14 protein-coding genes are annotated in these 15,259 nt (G+C 73.0%); 8 read left to right on the top strand and 6 right to left on the bottom strand.

All coding sequences use genetic code 11. The annotated features are described in order from the left end of the window. From QZ749_RS23715 to QZ749_RS23705, 3 genes are all read right to left on the bottom strand, one after another. Positions 1-525, bottom strand: a 525-nt coding sequence (locus tag QZ749_RS23715) for a hypothetical protein (protein WP_296952390.1), incomplete at its 3' end; no start/stop codon positions are given. Beyond that, on the bottom strand, positions 522-1,832 hold the full coding sequence (locus tag QZ749_RS23710) for a hypothetical protein (protein ID WP_296952388.1): 1,311 nt from the start codon (positions 1,830-1,832) through the stop codon (positions 522-524). The genes QZ749_RS23710 and QZ749_RS23715, both read right to left, overlap by 4 nt. Positions 1,833-1,971: 139 nt before the next feature. Beyond that, the gene (locus QZ749_RS23705; protein WP_296952384.1) at positions 1,972-5,184 is read right to left on the bottom strand and encodes a penicillin-binding transpeptidase domain-containing protein; all 3,213 of its coding nucleotides are present in this window, start codon (positions 5,182-5,184) and stop codon (positions 1,972-1,974) included. Between the two features lie 209 nt (positions 5,185-5,393). Here QZ749_RS23705 and QZ749_RS23700 point away from each other — a divergent pair, with 209 nt between their 5' ends. From QZ749_RS23700 to QZ749_RS23680, 5 genes are all read left to right on the top strand, one after another. Then, positions 5,394-5,627, top strand: coding sequence for a hypothetical protein (locus QZ749_RS23700; protein WP_296952382.1), 234 nt, complete (start codon positions 5,394-5,396; stop codon positions 5,625-5,627). Positions 5,628-5,814: 187 nt separating this feature from the next. Continuing rightward, positions 5,815-6,381, top strand: coding sequence for a hypothetical protein (locus QZ749_RS23695; protein ID WP_296952380.1), 567 nt, complete (start codon positions 5,815-5,817; stop codon positions 6,379-6,381). 125 nt (positions 6,382-6,506) lie between these two features. Then, a complete protein-coding gene (locus QZ749_RS23690; protein ID WP_296952379.1) occupies positions 6,507-7,223 on the top strand; it encodes a ribonuclease HI family protein in 717 nt (238 codons plus the stop codon). Beyond that, on the top strand, positions 7,192-7,881 hold the full coding sequence (locus QZ749_RS23685; RefSeq protein WP_296952378.1) for an HD domain-containing protein: 690 nt from the start codon (positions 7,192-7,194) through the stop codon (positions 7,879-7,881). The genes QZ749_RS23690 and QZ749_RS23685 overlap by 32 nt, the downstream gene beginning before the upstream one ends. 118 nt (positions 7,882-7,999) lie before the next feature. Next, entirely contained in the window at positions 8,000-9,244 is a 1,245-nt protein-coding gene (locus QZ749_RS23680) for a TCR/Tet family MFS transporter (RefSeq protein ID WP_296952374.1), read from the top strand. A gap of 130 nt (positions 9,245-9,374) precedes the next feature. Here the strand turns inward: QZ749_RS23680 and QZ749_RS23675 are convergent, their stop codons facing one another. After that, positions 9,375-9,512: a hypothetical protein gene (locus QZ749_RS23675; RefSeq protein ID WP_296952371.1), complete on the bottom strand. Its 138-nt coding sequence runs from the start codon at positions 9,510-9,512 to the stop codon at positions 9,375-9,377. On the opposite strand from QZ749_RS23675, the gene udk reads away from it, so the two are divergent. Next, positions 9,511-10,143 carry a uridine kinase gene (gene udk, locus QZ749_RS23670; protein ID WP_296952367.1) on the top strand — a complete coding sequence of 211 codons (633 nt, stop codon included), beginning with the start codon at positions 9,511-9,513 and terminating at the stop codon, positions 10,141-10,143. The two genes, QZ749_RS23675 and udk, sit on opposite strands and share 2 nt — an antisense overlap. Before the next feature lie 18 nt (positions 10,144-10,161). On the opposite strand, the gene QZ749_RS23665 is transcribed toward udk, so the two are convergent. Further along, positions 10,162-12,312, bottom strand: a complete 2,151-nt coding sequence (locus QZ749_RS23665) for a TonB-dependent siderophore receptor (RefSeq protein WP_296952363.1) — start codon at positions 12,310-12,312, stop codon at positions 10,162-10,164. Between the two features lie 257 nt (positions 12,313-12,569). Here QZ749_RS23665 and asd point away from each other — a divergent pair, with 257 nt between their 5' ends. After that, positions 12,570-13,421, top strand: a complete 852-nt coding sequence (asd, locus tag QZ749_RS23660) for an archaetidylserine decarboxylase (protein WP_296952360.1) — start codon at positions 12,570-12,572, stop codon at positions 13,419-13,421. A 155-nt stretch (positions 13,422-13,576) separates the two neighbouring features. Here the strand turns inward: asd and QZ749_RS23655 are convergent, their stop codons facing one another. After that, a complete protein-coding gene (locus QZ749_RS23655; protein ID WP_296952358.1) occupies positions 13,577-14,488 on the bottom strand; it encodes a LysR family transcriptional regulator in 912 nt (303 codons plus the stop codon). Positions 14,489-14,606: 118 nt separating this feature from the next. Here QZ749_RS23655 and QZ749_RS23650 point away from each other — a divergent pair, with 118 nt between their 5' ends. Then, entirely contained in the window at positions 14,607-15,197 is a 591-nt protein-coding gene (locus QZ749_RS23650; protein ID WP_296952355.1) for an FMN-dependent NADH-azoreductase, read from the top strand. Positions 15,198-15,259: the final 62 nt, after the last annotated feature.

The raw sequence follows: 15,259 nt of genomic DNA, 5'->3' as shown, positions 1-15,259 counted from the left end.
CGCCAGCGCGAACGGCCATGGCGCCTCGCATTCGCCGTCGGTATCGAGGCGTCCTTCCAGCAGCGTGGCGCCGGCGCCGTCCAGCACCCGCAGCGGCGCCTGCGCGTCGATCAGGCCGGCCGCGAACGGCGCCTGCGGCGCCAGCTGGAGGATGGCGCGCCACGCGCCGCCCGCCGTCCCGGCGCCCACCAGATGCAGCGTCCACCAGCCGTCGTCGGTCGCCAGCGTCAGCGCCTGCGCGGCGCCGCTGCTGGCCGCGCGCAGCATGCCGCGGCTGCCGCGCCAGCCGGGAACGGCCGCGCCGGCGGCGGCCGCGGCGCGCCGCTCCAGCGCCAGGTGGCGCAGGCGGCGCGCCGTCAGGGGCGAATCCTGCAGCGCGGCGCGCTCGCCACGCGTCAGCGGGCGGCTGCCGTCGAGCGCCGCGCGCAGCGTGGCGTCGTCCAGCACCAGCCGGTCGCCGGCCCTGCGGCGGCCCTGCAGCAGGCCGTCTTCGAGCCGGCGCGCCATCTCATGTTCCATCGTCATGCAACCTCCCTGGTTTGCGTCCGCGTCGCCGCGGCTCCCAACGCATCCTGCAACCGCGCGACGGCGGCGTCGCGCCGCTTGCGCAAGGTCGGCAGCGAAACCCGCGCCAACGCCGCCAGTTGCTGCATCGTCGGCAGCGCGCCCGTGGCCGGATCGCGCCAGGCGTCCGGATAGGCGTCGTCGTCCGGTCCCAGCAGCCGCGCATACACGGCCAGCCGCACCGGCAGGCCGTCGTCCGCCAGCAGCCGCCCCACGCGGCCGCTCGCGGCCCGGCTTTCCGCCGCGGCCGCCTCCTCCATGAAGCCGGGGGGAAGTGAAACGGCGGCGGCGACCTCGCGCAGCAGCGGATCCACGACGACGTCCGTCGCGGCCTCGTCGGCCGGCTCCCCGTCGCCGGCGTCCAGTTCGTCCTGCGCGGCCTCCAGGATGCGGTCCGGTCCCGGCGTGGCGGCGTCGTGCGCATCCTGCAGCACGCGCCAGTAATCCTCGACCCAGGCCGAGGCGTCGTCCAGGTCCTGCAGCCAGTCGCGGTCGCGGTTGGCCGACAGGGCCTCGTAGTCGCCGATCTCGCGCAGCATCGCGCCGATCCTGGCGGGGTTCGACTTCAGGCTGGCGAAGCGCTTCGACCGCGTGTGCAGCGGACCGGGCGCGCCGCCGAACGCCTCCAGCGTCTCGCTCCAGCGCAGCACCCATTCGGGGCGGCAGTCGGCGATCGAGCGCAGTTGCCGGGTCTCGATGGGCGCGCCCGCCGCGTGCAGCGCGCGGCCGAGGATGGCGCCGACCTGGGCGCGGTGCTGTTCCCAGCCGGCGAACAGGCGCGCGATCTCGCCATGGGCCGTGTCCAGCATCCGGTAGGCATACATGCGGTTCGGACTGCACGGGCGGCCGCAGGCGGCCTGGTAATTGTCGGCATCGACCTTGTCGCGCAGCAGCGCATACATATCGTTCACCTTCTTGCGCAGCAGGCCCTCGCCCGCCGGCGTCCAGCACGCGGGATCGGCGGCGGCCGCGCAGAACGCGTCCCAGTCGCCGGGCCGCGCCTGCAGCTCGTACAGCAGCCCGGTGGCCAGTTCCGCGACGGTGTCGCCATAGCTGTTGCCGCTCGCGGCGGCACGCGCGCTGCCGCGCAGCGCCCGCAGCGCCCTGCCGGCCTGCTCGACGTAGCGCGCCAGCGCGTCGGCGCGGCCCTCGGGGGCGTGCCAGTGCGCGGGATCGCAGGCGCGCAGCGCGACCAGCGAACACTGGCCCAGCAGCTTGCGCACGTCTTCCCAACCTGGTTCCTGGTACCGGGTGCCCGGCAAACGCATGTCTTCCTCGTCGAAATGCCGGCGGACCGCAGGGTGCCGGGCCGCCAGGGAACGTGCATTTGCACAAGCGCAGTTCCCCGAAGCAAATCATGCCACATAAACAGCCACCCTAGGCGCGCATCTGAGGCGGGTTTACCCGTCAATTCGCGTCTTGCCCCTGGCGCCGCGCCAGGAAGCGCAGCACGGCGGCCGCCACCGGCGCCGCATGGCCGCCGCCGGTGCCCGGCGAACGGCTGACGAACACCGCGACGGCGAGCCGGTGCGGCTGGCGCGGCAAGCTGCCCGGCTCCAGCCAGCCGGTGAACCAGACCGTCGCCAGCGCGCCGTCGCCGACCGGCGCCGTGCCGGTCTTGCCGGACAGGCCACGGCGCACGCCGTCCAGGTCGGCGCCGCGGAAGGCGCCCGCGGCCGTGCCGCCGTCGACGACGCCCTTCATGCCGGCGCGGATCCGGTCCAGCCGCACGCCCAGCGCCTCGCCCTGCGCGCGCCGCGCCGGCTTGCCGTCCAGTTCGGCCAGCAGGTGCGGCGCCACGGCACGGCCCTGGCCGACGGCGCCGGCCGCCAGCGCCATCTGCAGCGGCGTCGCCTGCATGCGCAGCCCGATCGCCATCTGGCGCAGTTCGTGGCGCGTGTGGATGGGGTCGATGCCGGCGGCGCTGGCCTGCAGCGCATCCCAGGCCGACCAGGCATAGTCCGCCGGCAGCAGGCCGCCGTCGAGCCGCCAGGCCTGGCCGAAGCCGACCCGGCGCGCCATCGCGACGATCGGGCGCACCGCGTCCAGCGCGCCCGGCGCCAGCGGCTGCAGGTCGGGCGCGCCGCCGTCGGGCCGGCCCAGCAGGCTGCGGTCGGACAATTCCCCGCTCCAGGCGAACCAGGTATTCAGGCTGTAGGTCAGCGCCTGCGCCACGCCCAGGCGGCCGTCGTGGGCGCGCCGGTCCAGGCCCTGGTCGCGGAAGTTCGTGATGCGCGCGCGGCCATCCACCGGATAGACCGGGGCGTCGGTACGGAAGGCGAAGCCGCGCCGGGCCGCCAGCGCATTGATGTCGGCCAGCGGCATGCCCGCGAGCAGGCCGTCGAGCGCGCGGTCGCCCTGCGCCGCCAGTTCCAGGCCGAGGGCGCTGACGATCTTGAACGTCGACCCCGGGCTGCGCTCGGCGCCGCCGTCGTGCTGCCAGGCCGGCAGGCGCAGCGGACTGGCGGCGGGGTCGATGCGGTCGAAGTCGCGCGCCTCGCGCCAGTTGGCGGCGTCGACCCGGCCGTTGCCGGCGCCCGCCGCGGCCAGGATCGCGCCCGTTTCCGTGTCCAGCACGACCATGCCGGCCTGGCGCCCGTCCGGCACGCCGCCGGCGCCGCTGCAGGCCTGTCCATCCCACTGGCCGCCGCGCATGCCGATGCAGTCCAGCGCCTGCTGCGCCGCGCGCTGCAGGCCCAGGTCCAGCGTCAGGCGCGCCTCGTGGCGCACGCCGCCCAGGCGCCGCAGCATGCCGGCCACCCCGCCGTCCTGGCCGGCGTGCACGCCCAGCAGCGTGGCCAGGCCGGCCGCGCGCGCCGCCTCGGTCGGGGCGCCGTCCTGCCACAGCGGCGCGCCGTCGCGGTCGCGCAACGCCACCTCGGCCGCGCCGGCGGCGGCGCGCGCGCCCGCATCCGGCAAGGCCTGCCAGGCCAGGCGGCCGTCGCGCAGCACCAGGTGGCGGTAGCGCGCGTCGCCGGGCGCCGCCAGCGCCGCCATGCCCAGCGGCGCCGCGTCCAGCACGACCTCGCGCACGCCCGGCAGCGGCAGCAGTTCGACGTCCTGCACCTCGTCCGCGGCGCGGCAGGCGCGCCCGTCGCAGGCCGCCCGCGGGGCGCCGCGCAGCTGGGCGTTTGTCACGCCCAGCAGGCGCCCGGCCAGCATCAGGCGGATGCTGTCGCCGGCGCGCGCCGGCGCATCGAGCTGCAGGCGCAGGCGTGCGGCGCCGCTGGCCGCCGGCCAGGACGCGATGCGGCGCCACGGCGCCCAGCCTTCCGGCAGGCGCGCGAACAGGCGCGCGGCGGCAGGCGGCAAGTCGTCGGCCAGCGGCACCGGCCCGGCCGGCGTCCCCTGCGCCGACATGGCTTCGGCGCGCCAGGCGCCGTGGCGGTCGCGCTCGTCGGCGCCGCGCACGCGCCAGGCCAGCAGGCGGCGCTCGGCATTGAAGATGCGCACCTGCTCGCGCACGAAGTCGCCGTCGGCGCGGCGGTACAACTGGTCCAGCAGCCGCCTGGCGTCGTCGTCGACGGCGACGCCGTCCCAGCCCGTCGCGCCCTGCGCGCGCCAGGCCGCCAGGTCGGGCGGCGCCAGCTCGGCCAGGCCGCCGGCGCCCAGGCGCACGAGCCCGCGCGCGGCGAGACGCTCGAACAGCTGCTGGTCCTCGCCGGCGGCAGGCCGCCCGGCGGGCACGCGCCAGTCGCCGGCCGGCAGGCGCAGCTCGACCGCGGCGGCGCCCGGCGCCAGGGCGGCCACCAGCGCCGGCCCCGTGGTAGGCCCCGTCGTCGCCCCAGTCTTCGGCCGCCCCGGCGCCGGCCGGTACAGCTGCAGCACCAGTTCGCCGGCCGTGGCGCAGGCGCGGGCGGGCCGGCGCAGCACGCGCAGCGCCTGGTCGCCCCACAGCAGCCAGCCGGCGCCGCTCAGCGCCGCCTCGCCGCTCGCGCCCGCGGGGACCGCGCCGGCGTCGCCGATCCATGCGGCGCGCATGCCGTCCCAGCGCAAGGACAGGCCGCGCGTGCCCGGCTGCAGGAAATCCGGCGCGGCCCAGCCGCCGATCTCGATGCGCGGCATGGGGCCATCGGCCAGCACGATGTTGCGCAGCGCGACCGGGCTATCCGACGCCGCATTGCGCGCGGCCAGCGCGGCGACGTCGGCGAACTGCCAGCCGGCGCGCAGCGCCAGCAGCCGGCCGGGGCGCGTGGGATAGCGCATCTGCCCGCACAGGTCGATGCGCCGGGCCGGCTCGGCGTGCAGGCCGGACAGCACCAGCAGCGTCGCGGCGCCGTGGCGTTCGACGCGCACGCCGGTCTCCTGCGGCACGGTGAAGGCCGCGCCCGGCAGCAGCGGCTGCAGCGCGGCCAGGCGCGCATCGGCCTGCGCCCGGGTGCCGGCCGCGCCGGCCAGCCAGCGCGCGTGCTGGGCGATGACGACGGCGCCGAGCACGGCCAGCAACGCGCTGGCCGCGAGCAGCCAGGCCAGCGGCGACGCACGCCATGGGGTGCGCGGACGGACCGACGCGGCCGCCTGCCGTGCGGCGGCGGACGGGCGCGCCCCGGCCCGCAGATTGCGCGCGCGCCGCCAGCGCGTCCGTCCCGCCGTCCAGGCACCGAGCACCGTTCCGATCATCCCGCCTCTCCCTCATCCATGTCCGCGCCTGCCTAGCGGGGGGAAGCGGAAAACGCGGCCGCGCGCGCGGCGGCTCGCGCCGGCGCGGATGCATTCCAGCCCGCGTTTTCGACGGCCCGTCGCACGCCGCTGGCGACCCGCGGCGCGCGTGGCTACAGTACGACCATCGACACACCAGACGCAGTCCCCACCCACCACAGGAGAACATCATGAACGTCCTCAAGCACATGGAAGCCGCCTTCCTCTTTTCCCTCGGCGTCGCCGTCGTCGGCAGCATCGCCATCGAGACGAGCCCGCCGGCGCAGGCCGCCGGCGCCGTGGTCGAGAACAGCATCGCCACGCCGACCAGCATGGCCGTCGTGAAGGTCAGCGCCAAGCGCATGAGCGCGGCCGAGAAGGCGCAGTCGCTGGCCGCGGAACGCAGTGCCGGCGGTCGCGCATGATGGCGCCCGGCGCGGCGGGCCACCCCCGTCGCGCCACACCCCGCCGGCTCCCCGTCGTCCTCCCCGCGCAACACCATTCCCCCGATCTGTTTCAGTTGTAAGGATGTGCTTCAAGCCGCCTTTTGCGCCGGCCTGCGCGCTATAGTTCCTCCATCCGACGAATCGACTTCGGACTTTGGAGACGACCATGAAACGCATCGCTTTCACCGCCCTGTTCGCCCTCGGCACCGCCCTCGCCGCCCCGGCCTCGATGGCCGCCAGCAACGTCAGCCTGTTCATCACGGCCGCGCCGCCCGCGCCGCTGTACGAACGCGTGCCGCCGCCGCGCGCCGGCTACGTCTGGGCGCCCGGCCACTGGGAGTGGAACGGCCGCCGCCACGTGTGGGCGCAGGGTTACTGGATCGTCGCACGCCCCGGCTACGCCTACAGCGCCCCGGCCTGGTACCCGCGCGACGGCGGCTGGTACCTGCGCCCCGCCGCCTGGACCCCGTACGGCCCGGACCGCGACCGCGACGGCGTGCCCGACCGCTTCGAGCGCCGCTACGATCCGCCCCGCTACGTCGGGCCGGGCTACGGCGGTCCGCGCTACGGCGACCGCGACCGCGACGGCATCCCGGACCGCTACGAGCGTCCGCGCGGCCCGCGCCACGACGAGGACCGCGACGGCATCCCGAACCGCTACGACCGCGATCGCGACGGCGACGGCGTGCCGAACCGCTACGACCACCGCCCGGACAACGCCTGGCGCCGCTGAGCGCACCGTCCGCACCGGTCCGGTGAGCTGACCGGCCCCGGGCGCGGCCCGGGCCGCGACGCCGTGCCGGCGCCTTGTCATCGCCGGCACTCCCGCAAGCGGCCGCGATCGGTTATCCTGCCGGCATGAACGATTCCGCCGCCTACCAGGACCTGCAACTGGCCGCCTTCAAGGCCGAGCGCGCCGCCAGCCGCCGCCTGGCGCGCGCCGAAGGCCTGTCCGACGAGGAGGCGCTGCGGCGCACGCTCGCGGCCAGCGCCGGCCAGGCCGGGCTCGCCGTGCTGCTGGCCCAGCGCGCGGCGCTGCGCGCCAGGGACGCCGAACGGCTGGCCGCGCGCGCCGCCCTGCACGCCGCCGCCAGGGCGCGCCACCAGGCGCGGCATGACGGGCGGCCGAGCGCCTGGCGTGCCTGGTTCGACGGCTCCGCCCGCCCCAATCCGGGCCGCTGCGGCATCGGCGCCCTGCTGGCCGGCCCCGACGGCGCGACGATCGAGATCGCGCGCGACGTCGGCCATGGCGACAGCAGCGCCGCCGAGTACCAGGCGCTGGTCGCCGTGCTCGAGGCGGCACTGGCGCACGGCGCGACCGACCTGGCCATCTACGGCGACAGCCGCGTCGTGATCGACGACGTCACCGGCCCCGACGCCTTCGCCGCGCCCGCGCTGGCCGCCTGGCGCACGCGCGCGCGCACGTTGCTCGCCCGCCTGCCGCACGCCACACTGCGCTGGGTGCCGCGCCACAAGAACGGGCGCGCCGACGCGCTGTCGCAGCGCGCCCTCGCCGACTTCACCAACGACGGAACCACCGCCCATGCAGCACCCGCCGCACACCACCTTCCCTGAACACGACCAGCTCGCCGCATGGCGGCCGCGCCTGGCGGCGCTGGCGGCCGACGCCGCCGGCGACGACGGCGCCCACGATGCCAGCCACCTGGAGCGCGTGCGCCGCAACGCCGAGGCGATCCTGGCCGACTACCCGCAGGCCGACCGCCTGGTGGTGCTGGCCGCCTGCTACCTGCACGACCTGGTGAACCTGCCGAAGAACGACCCGCGCCGCGCCGCCGCCTCGCGCCTGTCGGCCGAGCTGGCGCGCCGGCTGCTGGCCGAACGGGGCTTCCCCGCCGACAAGCTCGACGCCGTCGCCCATGCGATCGAGGCGCACAGCTTCTCGGCCGCCATCCCGGCGGCCACGCTGGAAGCGCGGATCGTGCAGGATGCCGACCGCCTCGACGGCCTGGGCGCGGTGGGGCTGGCGCGCATGTTCTACATCGCCGGCCGCATGGGCAGCGGCCTCGCGCACCCGGCCGATCCGCTCGGCCGCGCCCGCGACTTCGACGACAAGGCGTATGCGCTCGACCACATCCCGGTCAAGCTGGCCCGGTTGCCGGGGATGATGCAGACGGCCGCCGGGCGCGCGCTGGCCGAGCGCCGGCTGGCCTGGCTGGAGGCGTTCCGCGACACGTTCGCCGCGGAATGGAGCGGCGCACCCGGCGACGCCTGAACGTCGTCGTGGCGCGGCCGGATACGACGTGGCCGCCGTGGCCGCAGCGTGGGGACGGTCATGCCGGCAGGGAAATCGGTGCTACCATGGTCGCCTTTCCGTTTCCCGACGGTGCCCCATGCCCAGCAGCGCGCTCCTTGCCCGGCCATCGCCCGGCAACCTGAACTTCGTCCTCATCTGCGTGTTCGTCGACATGCTCGGCATCGGCCTGATCGTGCCCGTGCTGCCGGCGCTGGTGGGCGACTACGTGCAGGGGCGCGAACAGCAGGCGCTGTGGTACGGCGTGCTCGGCGCCACCTTCGGGCTGATGCAGTTCCTGTTCATGCCCATGGTCGGCGCGCTCAGCGACCGCATCGGACGCCGTCCGGTGCTGCTGTACTCGATGGCCGGCATGTGCGTCAACTTCCTCGCCACCGCCTGGGCGCCCAGCCTGGCCTGGCTGTTCCTGGGCCGCGTCATCGGCGGCGCCTCGTCGGCCAGCATGTCGGTGGCGTCGGCCTATGCCTCCGACGTCTCCACGCCCGAGAACCGCGCCAGGAGCTTCGGCAAGATCGGCGCCGCCTTCGGCCTGGGCTTCATCTGCGGACCGATGCTCGGCGGCCTGCTGGGCGACCGGGACCTGCACCTGCCGTTCTACGTGGCCGCCGCGCTGTCGGCCGCGAACTTCGTGTACGGTTTCGTCGCCGTGCCGGAATCGCTGCCGCGCGAGCGCCGCGCGGCGTTCGCCTGGAAGCGCATCAACCCGTTCGGCGCCCTGCTGCGCCTGACGCGCCGGCGGGACATCCGCAGCCTGCTGGTCTGCTACACGCTGCTGATGTGCGCCCAGATGATGCTGCAATCGACCTGGGTGCTGTTCACCACCTTCCGCTTCGGCTGGACGCCGCGCGAGAACGGCCTGTCGCTGTTCTGCGTGGGCCTGTGCTCGGTGGCCGTCCAGGCCGGGCTGCTGGCGGTGCTGATCCGCCGCTTCGGCGAAGTACGCCTGACGCTGCTGGGCCTCGGGTCGGGCGCCGTCGCCTACCTGCTGTACGGGCTGGCGACGCAGGGCTGGATGATGTACGCCTTCATCCTGTGCAACCTGCTCGCCTACGCCGCCGGGCCGGCGCTGCAGGGCATCCTGTCGAAGTCGTCCGGGCCCGGCGAACAGGGAGAGCTGATGGGCTCCCTGCAATCGATCGGCAGCCTGGCCCTCGTCGTCATGCCGCTGCTGGGCAGCAGCATCCTGGGCGCCGCCAGCCACCTGCCCCCGCAGGACTGGCGCGTGGGCGCCACCTTCTTCGTGTGCGCGGCGCTGCAGGCGCTGGCGCTGCTGGCCGCGCGCCACCATGTCGGCGCGCGCGCCGCCGCCCGCGCGCTGCCATGAGCGGCGCGGCCGCGGCACGGCGGCGACGGCGCCGGACCGGGCATCCTGGCACCGTTTCCGGGTAAAACTGCCGTGCACGGGCGTGGCGCCCCGGCCAGCCGGCCCTGTCGGACCGGCCGCCGCTCCGGTATCATGCGGGGATGATCGAGCATGCCGCGGCCCCGCCGGTCTCTCTCTCTCTTAATTTGTCCCTTATCTTCTCCCTTATTTCCCCGCTGATTTCCTCGCCTATGTCCACGTCCACGTCCCTTCCTGCCTCGTCCCTCATGCCCCCGTTCATCATCGGTGTCGCCGGCGGCAGCGGCAGCGGCAAGTCCACGGTGTCCCAGCAGGTGCTCGCTTCGTTCGGCGCCGACATGGTCTCGGTGGTGATGCAGGACGATTACTACCGCGACCAGTCCGACCTCACGCCGGAGGTGCGCCGCAAGCAGAACTACGACCACCCGCAGGCGTTCGACTGGCCCCTGCTGGTGCAGCACGTGCGCGCCCTGCGCGGCGGCGAGACGATCGCGATGCCGGAGTACGACTTCACGATCGACAACCGCTCCGACCGCACCATCCCGGTCAGGCCGGCGCCGGTGATCGTGATCGAAGGCCTGTTCGCCCTGTACGACGCCGACCTGCGCGACATGATGTCGCTGAAGATCTTCGTCGACACCGCGCCCGACATCCGCTTCATCCGCCGCATGCAACGCGATGTCGCCGAGCGCGGCCGCTCGCTCGAGAGCATCGTCGGCCAGTACCTGGAAACGGTGCGCCCGATGCACAAGCAGTTCATCGAGCCGACCAAGCGCCACGCCGACATCATCCTGCCGCACGGCGCGAATGGCCCGGCGGTCGACGTCATCACCACCAAGGTGGCGAGCGTCATCGCCTCCGGGTTCGACGCCGGCCGGTAGCCGGGGCCGCGGCAGGCCTCAGAACTTCATTTCCAGCGTCCCGCGCACCATGCGCCGCCCCGGCGCCGTGGTCAGCAGGGTCTGCGACCCCACGCCCGGCGTCAGGTAGGTCCCGGCGCTGACGTAGTCCTGCGCCAGCAGGTTCGAGGCCGTCACGCGCAGTTGCAGCTTCGGATCGAACTTCCACAGCGCGTACATGTCGAGGTCGCGCCGCACCGACTGGTAGCTGTACTGGTTGACGGCGATGCGCACCGGCCCGCCCGTCTTGAAGACGTAGCTGCCGCCGAGCGTCAGCGGGCCGGTCTTGTAGTCGGCGCCGAGCGTGGCGGACAGCGGCACCTGGGCGTTCAGGCGGTTGTCCGGTCCCGGCACCGAATCGACGCTGGACCAGTTGCGCGACACGCTGGCGCGCAGGTCGAGCGCCGTCGTCGTGGCCATCACCGCCTTCAGCGGGAAGCGGGCCTCGAGTTCGAGGCCGTAGGTGCGCGCGTCGCCGGCATTGGACGGGGTCGAGACCCAGCGCGCGCCGTCGAACACCGTCAGGTTGCGCGTGTAGTCCTGGATGCGGCGCGTCGAGACGCTCGCCGACAGCAGCGCGCCCTCGGCCCAGTAGTGCTCGTAGGAGGCGTCCACGCCCAGCGCCAGCTCGGGCTTGAGGTCCGGATTGCCGATCGCATCGGGTTCGGTCTGGCTGTTGTTGATCGACGTGACGCGGTGCGGGATCAGGCTTTGCAGGCCCGGCGCCTTGTAGGTACGGGTCAGCGCCAGGCGCACCTGGTCGCCCTTGGAATCCGGCAGCTTGTACAGCGTCTGCATCAGCGGACTGAGCACCGCCGAGCGCGAGCGCCCGGTGCCGAAACTCTCCCCTTCGGTGCGCGTGCGGATGCCCTCCCAGCGCGCGCCCAGGTACAGCGACCAGCGCGGCGTCACGTTCCACTCGTCCTGCGCGTACACGGCCAGGCGCGACACGGTCGAGGAATAGGTCTCGTCGCCGTCCGGGACGACGGCATCGGGGTGGCGCCAGTCGCGCTCGCGCCGCGCGTCGTCGCGCTCGGCATGGCCGGCGTCCCAGCCGAAGGCCAGCGCATGGCCTTCCCAGCGCGCGCTGGTGTACTTGCCCTGGGTCGTGACGCCGCGCTCGGTGCTGTCCGAGTCGATGGTGTCGCTCAGGGTGCCGGCGGCCGGGTTGCCGGCGCCGTCGCGCCAGTCCCCGCTTTCGTTCGCGGCGTAGTTCGCGCCGACCTTGGCGTCCAGGCGCGCGCCGCCGGCCAGCTTGTGGACCCAGTTCAGCTCTTCGCGGAAGAAGCGGTTGTCGGCGCGGGTGCGCTGGGCCAGCAGCGGGTACGCGGGCGGCGGGCCGGCCACGGTGTCGACTTCCTTGTCGATCGCGTTCGACAGGCGGAACATGCTCGCGAAGGTCTGCGAGGTCAGCGTGTCGCCGTTGGCGAAGGTCCAGTTCAGGCGCGGCGTCAGGTTCAGCATGGTGAAGCGCCCGACCGGATCGGTCGTGCCGCGCCGCAGGCCGGTACGGTTGCCGGCCGCGTCGAGAAATTCCTCGACCGTGGCCGACCCGTCGTTGAAGCTGGCGCGGAACGCGTTGGCCGCCAGCGAGTACGACAGCTGCCCCGCCTTGTCCGACAGCTGCAGGTTGACGCCGCGGTTGGCCGCATTGGTCGCATGGCCGTAGTTCGCCTTGACCTCGCGCTGGGCGGTGCGCACCGTCTTCTTGAGGATGACGTTGATGGTGCCGGCGATCGACTGCGTCGAGAACTCGGCGCTGGCGGCGCGCAGCACCTCGATGCGCTCGATGACGTCGGGCGCCAGCGAGTCGAGCGAGAAGCCGGCCGGGGCGCGCTCGCCGTTGATCAGGATCTGCGTGTAGCCGCCGCCCAGGCCGCGCATGCGGATTTCGCTGCCGCGCCCGCCGCTGCCGCTGACGGTCACGCCGGGGACGCGCTTGAGCACGTCGTAGACGCTGGTGTCGCCGTACTTCACGATCTCGTCGTGGTTGACCACGATCTTGCTGGCGGTGTCGTCGCGGCGCGGGTCGTAGGCGTCGGCGGCGCCGCGCACCTCGACCGTCTGCATGGCGGGGTCGGCATCCTTGGCCGGCGGCGCCGGCTGCGGCTCCCTGACGGCCTGCACGGCCTGCTGGGCATGGACGGACAAGGGGGCGCAAAGGGAAGCGGCAACTGCCGCCGCGAGCAGCGTCGGGCGAAGCGAGGGCGAAACGATGTGCATGTCAGAAAGGCAAAAATGGGAGCGGGCGCCATTGTCCGCCAGTTCGCCGCTTTTTTGTTACCCAGACGCAAATTTATTTGATATGCATGTCATGCGATGCCATGCCGGTAAGCATGCCAAAAGCAAAACGTTTTTCGCCCGTCGCCATGCGGCTATAATGAACCGTCATCATTTCGAGGTTTGCCGTGTCCGATCGCCTGAAAGTCCTGCCCCAATACCTGCTGCCCAAGCAGCGTCTGACCACCTTCGCCGGCCGCGTCGCCGGCGCCAAGGGCGGCACCATGACGACCCGCCTGATCCGCTGGTTCGTGGGCAAGTATGGCGTCGACATGAACGAAGCCGCGAATCCGGACATCGCCAGCTACGCGAGCTTCAACGAATTCTTCACGCGCCCGCTCAAGCCGGGCGTGCGGCCGCTGGCGGACGCGGACTTCGTCTGCCCGGTGGACGGCGCGATCAGCCAGTTCGGCGCCATCGACGACCACCACATCCTGCAGGCCAAGGGCCACCGCTTCACCACGACCGAGCTGGTCGGCGGCGACGCCACGCTGGCCGCCCGATTCCGCCACGGCAGCTTCGCCAACCTGTACCTGTCGCCCAAGGACTACCACCGCCTGCACATGCCCTGCGACGGCAGGCTGACGCGCATGATCTACGTGCCGGGCGCACTGTTCTCCGTGAACCCGACCACGGCGCGCGGCGTGCCGAACCTGTTCGCCCGCAACGAGCGCGTGGTCTGCGTGTTCGACTCGGCCGAGCACGGCCCCTTCGTGCTGGTGCTGGTGGGCGCCACCATCGTCGGCAGCATGGCCACCGTGTGGCACGGCGTGGTCAACCCGCCGCGCATGCAGAAGGTCACCGAGTGGAGCTATGCCGACCAGGAGATCGTGCTGCGCAAGGGAGAGGAGATGGGCCGCTTCCTGCTCGGCTCCACCATCGTGATGCTGTTCCAGAAGGACGTCATCGCGTTCAATGGCGACTGGGCGCCGGAGCGCAAGGTGCGGCTGGGCGAAATGATGGGCAGGCGGCCGGGCTGAAACGTCCGTTACGGTCTATCTGGCCAAAACAGTATCGTTGGCAGCAAGACCGTCGCCCCGGCGGAGGCCGGGGCCCAATTTGCGCGCATCACGGCGGCGCTCAGAACTTGGACCCCGGCCTTGCGCCGGGGCGACGTTGCTTGCGGCGCAGCGTATCAGGCGTCCTTGGCCCGGTCCTTGCAGAACATCTCTTCCATCATGTCCAGGAACACCCGCGTCTTGGCCGGCATCAGCCGGCGCCCCGGGAACACGGCCCAGCCGGTCGCTTCCGGCAGCTCCCAGTCGGGCAGCACGCGCACCAGCTCGCCCTTGCGCACGTAGTTCGCCACGAACAGGTCGGAACTGGCCGCGATGCCGGCGCCGCCGCAGGCGATGCGCGCCAGCAGTTCGGGGGAATTGGCCGTCAGGCGCGCGCGCAGCGTGCGTTCCCAGCGCACCTTGCCGCGCGTGAGGACCCACGGCGCGGGGCCGCCGCTGCGGCTCAGGATGCACAGCAGGTCGTGTTGCAGGAGGTCGTCCGGCTGCTCCGGCAGGCCGCGCTGCCCGATGTACCTGGGCGCCGCGTACAGGCCGAAGCGCTCGATCGCCACGCGGCGCGCCGCCAGCGTCGAATCGTCGGGCAGGTCGCCCATGCGGATCGCGACGTCGAAGTTTTCCGCCACCAGGTCGACGCGGCGCGGCGACAGGTCCAGTTCCAGCGACACGGCCGGATAGCGCTCGCAGAAGCGCGCCAGCAATTCGGTCATGCCGACGTTGGCGAAATCGTTGGGCACCGAGATGCGCAGCTTGCCGCTGGGTTCCAGCTGGCGGTGCTGGGCCAGCGCGCCGGCCGCTTCCACCTCGTCGGCCACCTTGCGCGCATGCTCCAGCAGGCTCGCACCGAATTCCGTCAGCACTAGGCGGCGCGTGGTCCGCTGCAGCAGGCGCTCGCCCAGGCTCGCCTCCAGCAGCGCGATGCGGCGCGACACGGTGGACTTGGGCAGGTCCAGGCGCTGCGCCGCCATGCTGAAGCTGCCGGCTTCGACGATGCGGGCGAACAGCAGCAGGTCATTCGGTTCGACGTTCACGATTGTTCCACCAGTTGAATAATGTTATCCATTCTACCGTCTTCCGCGCGGATTTTGGAACCGTTAAAGTGTCTCCATCGCAAGTCCCCACCAACACGAAAGACGAAGGGAGCATCTCATGAACATCCTGCAAATCAACTCGAGCCAGCGCGGCGCCGATTCCGAATCCACCCGTGTCGCCAGCCAGGTCGTCGCCAAGCTGGTCGCCAGCAACCCGGGCGCGCAAGTGACCGTGCGCGACCTCGGCGCCCAGCCGCATCCGGAACTGGACGGCCCGGCCCTCGGCGCCCTGTTCACCCCGGCCGACAAGCGCAGCGCCGAGCAGGCCGCCCGCGTGGCGCTGGACGATGCCCTGATCGCCCAGGCCCAGGCGGCCGACGTGATCGTGATCGGCGCCCCAATGTACAACTTCGGCATGCCGACCCAGCTGAAATCGTGGTTCGACGCGATCGCCCGCGCCGGCGTGACTTTCCGCTACACCGAAACCGGTCCGGAAGGCCTGCTGAAGAACAAGAAGGTCTATGTGGCGACCGCCCGCGGCGGCATCTACCCGGCCGACGCCGACCCGCAAGTGCCGCACATCCGCATGCTGCTGAACTTCCTGGGCCTGACCGACAACACCTTCATCTACTCGTCGGGCCTGGCGATGGGTCCGGACGCCGCGGCCAAGGGCCAGGCCGAAGCCGACGCCGCCGTCGCCGCCATCTAAGCGACGACCCGGTAGGGTGGACGGGTTCCCCGTCCACGCGTCCAACCGACACGCGATGCCCC

Source organism: uncultured Massilia sp. (assembly GCF_913773735.1).
GTDB lineage: Bacteria > Pseudomonadota > Gammaproteobacteria > Burkholderiales > Burkholderiaceae_D > Telluria.
This window is presented reverse-complemented; position numbering and strand designations above follow the sequence as displayed.

What these genes read in the sequence shown, in the direction of transcription:
- QZ749_RS23710 (WP_296952388.1), bottom strand. Translation starts at nt 1,832, where the DNA reads ATGCGTTTGCCGGGCACCCGGTACCAGGAACCAGGTTGGGAAGACGTG.
- QZ749_RS23705 (WP_296952384.1), bottom strand. Translation starts at nt 5,184, where the DNA reads ATGATCGGAACGGTGCTCGGTGCCTGGACGGCGGGACGGACGCGCTGG.
- QZ749_RS23700 (WP_296952382.1), top strand. Translation starts at nt 5,394, where the DNA reads ATGAACGTCCTCAAGCACATGGAAGCCGCCTTCCTCTTTTCCCTCGGC.
- QZ749_RS23695 (WP_296952380.1), top strand. Translation starts at nt 5,815, where the DNA reads ATGAAACGCATCGCTTTCACCGCCCTGTTCGCCCTCGGCACCGCCCTC.
- QZ749_RS23690 (WP_296952379.1), top strand. Translation starts at nt 6,507, where the DNA reads ATGAACGATTCCGCCGCCTACCAGGACCTGCAACTGGCCGCCTTCAAG.
- QZ749_RS23685 (WP_296952378.1), top strand. Translation starts at nt 7,192, where the DNA reads ATGCAGCACCCGCCGCACACCACCTTCCCTGAACACGACCAGCTCGCC.
- QZ749_RS23680 (WP_296952374.1), top strand. Translation starts at nt 8,000, where the DNA reads ATGCCCAGCAGCGCGCTCCTTGCCCGGCCATCGCCCGGCAACCTGAAC.
- udk (WP_296952367.1), top strand. Translation starts at nt 9,511, where the DNA reads ATGCCCCCGTTCATCATCGGTGTCGCCGGCGGCAGCGGCAGCGGCAAG.
- QZ749_RS23675 (WP_296952371.1), bottom strand. Translation starts at nt 9,512, where the DNA reads ATGAGGGACGAGGCAGGAAGGGACGTGGACGTGGACATAGGCGAGGAA.
- QZ749_RS23650 (WP_296952355.1), top strand. Translation starts at nt 14,607, where the DNA reads ATGAACATCCTGCAAATCAACTCGAGCCAGCGCGGCGCCGATTCCGAA.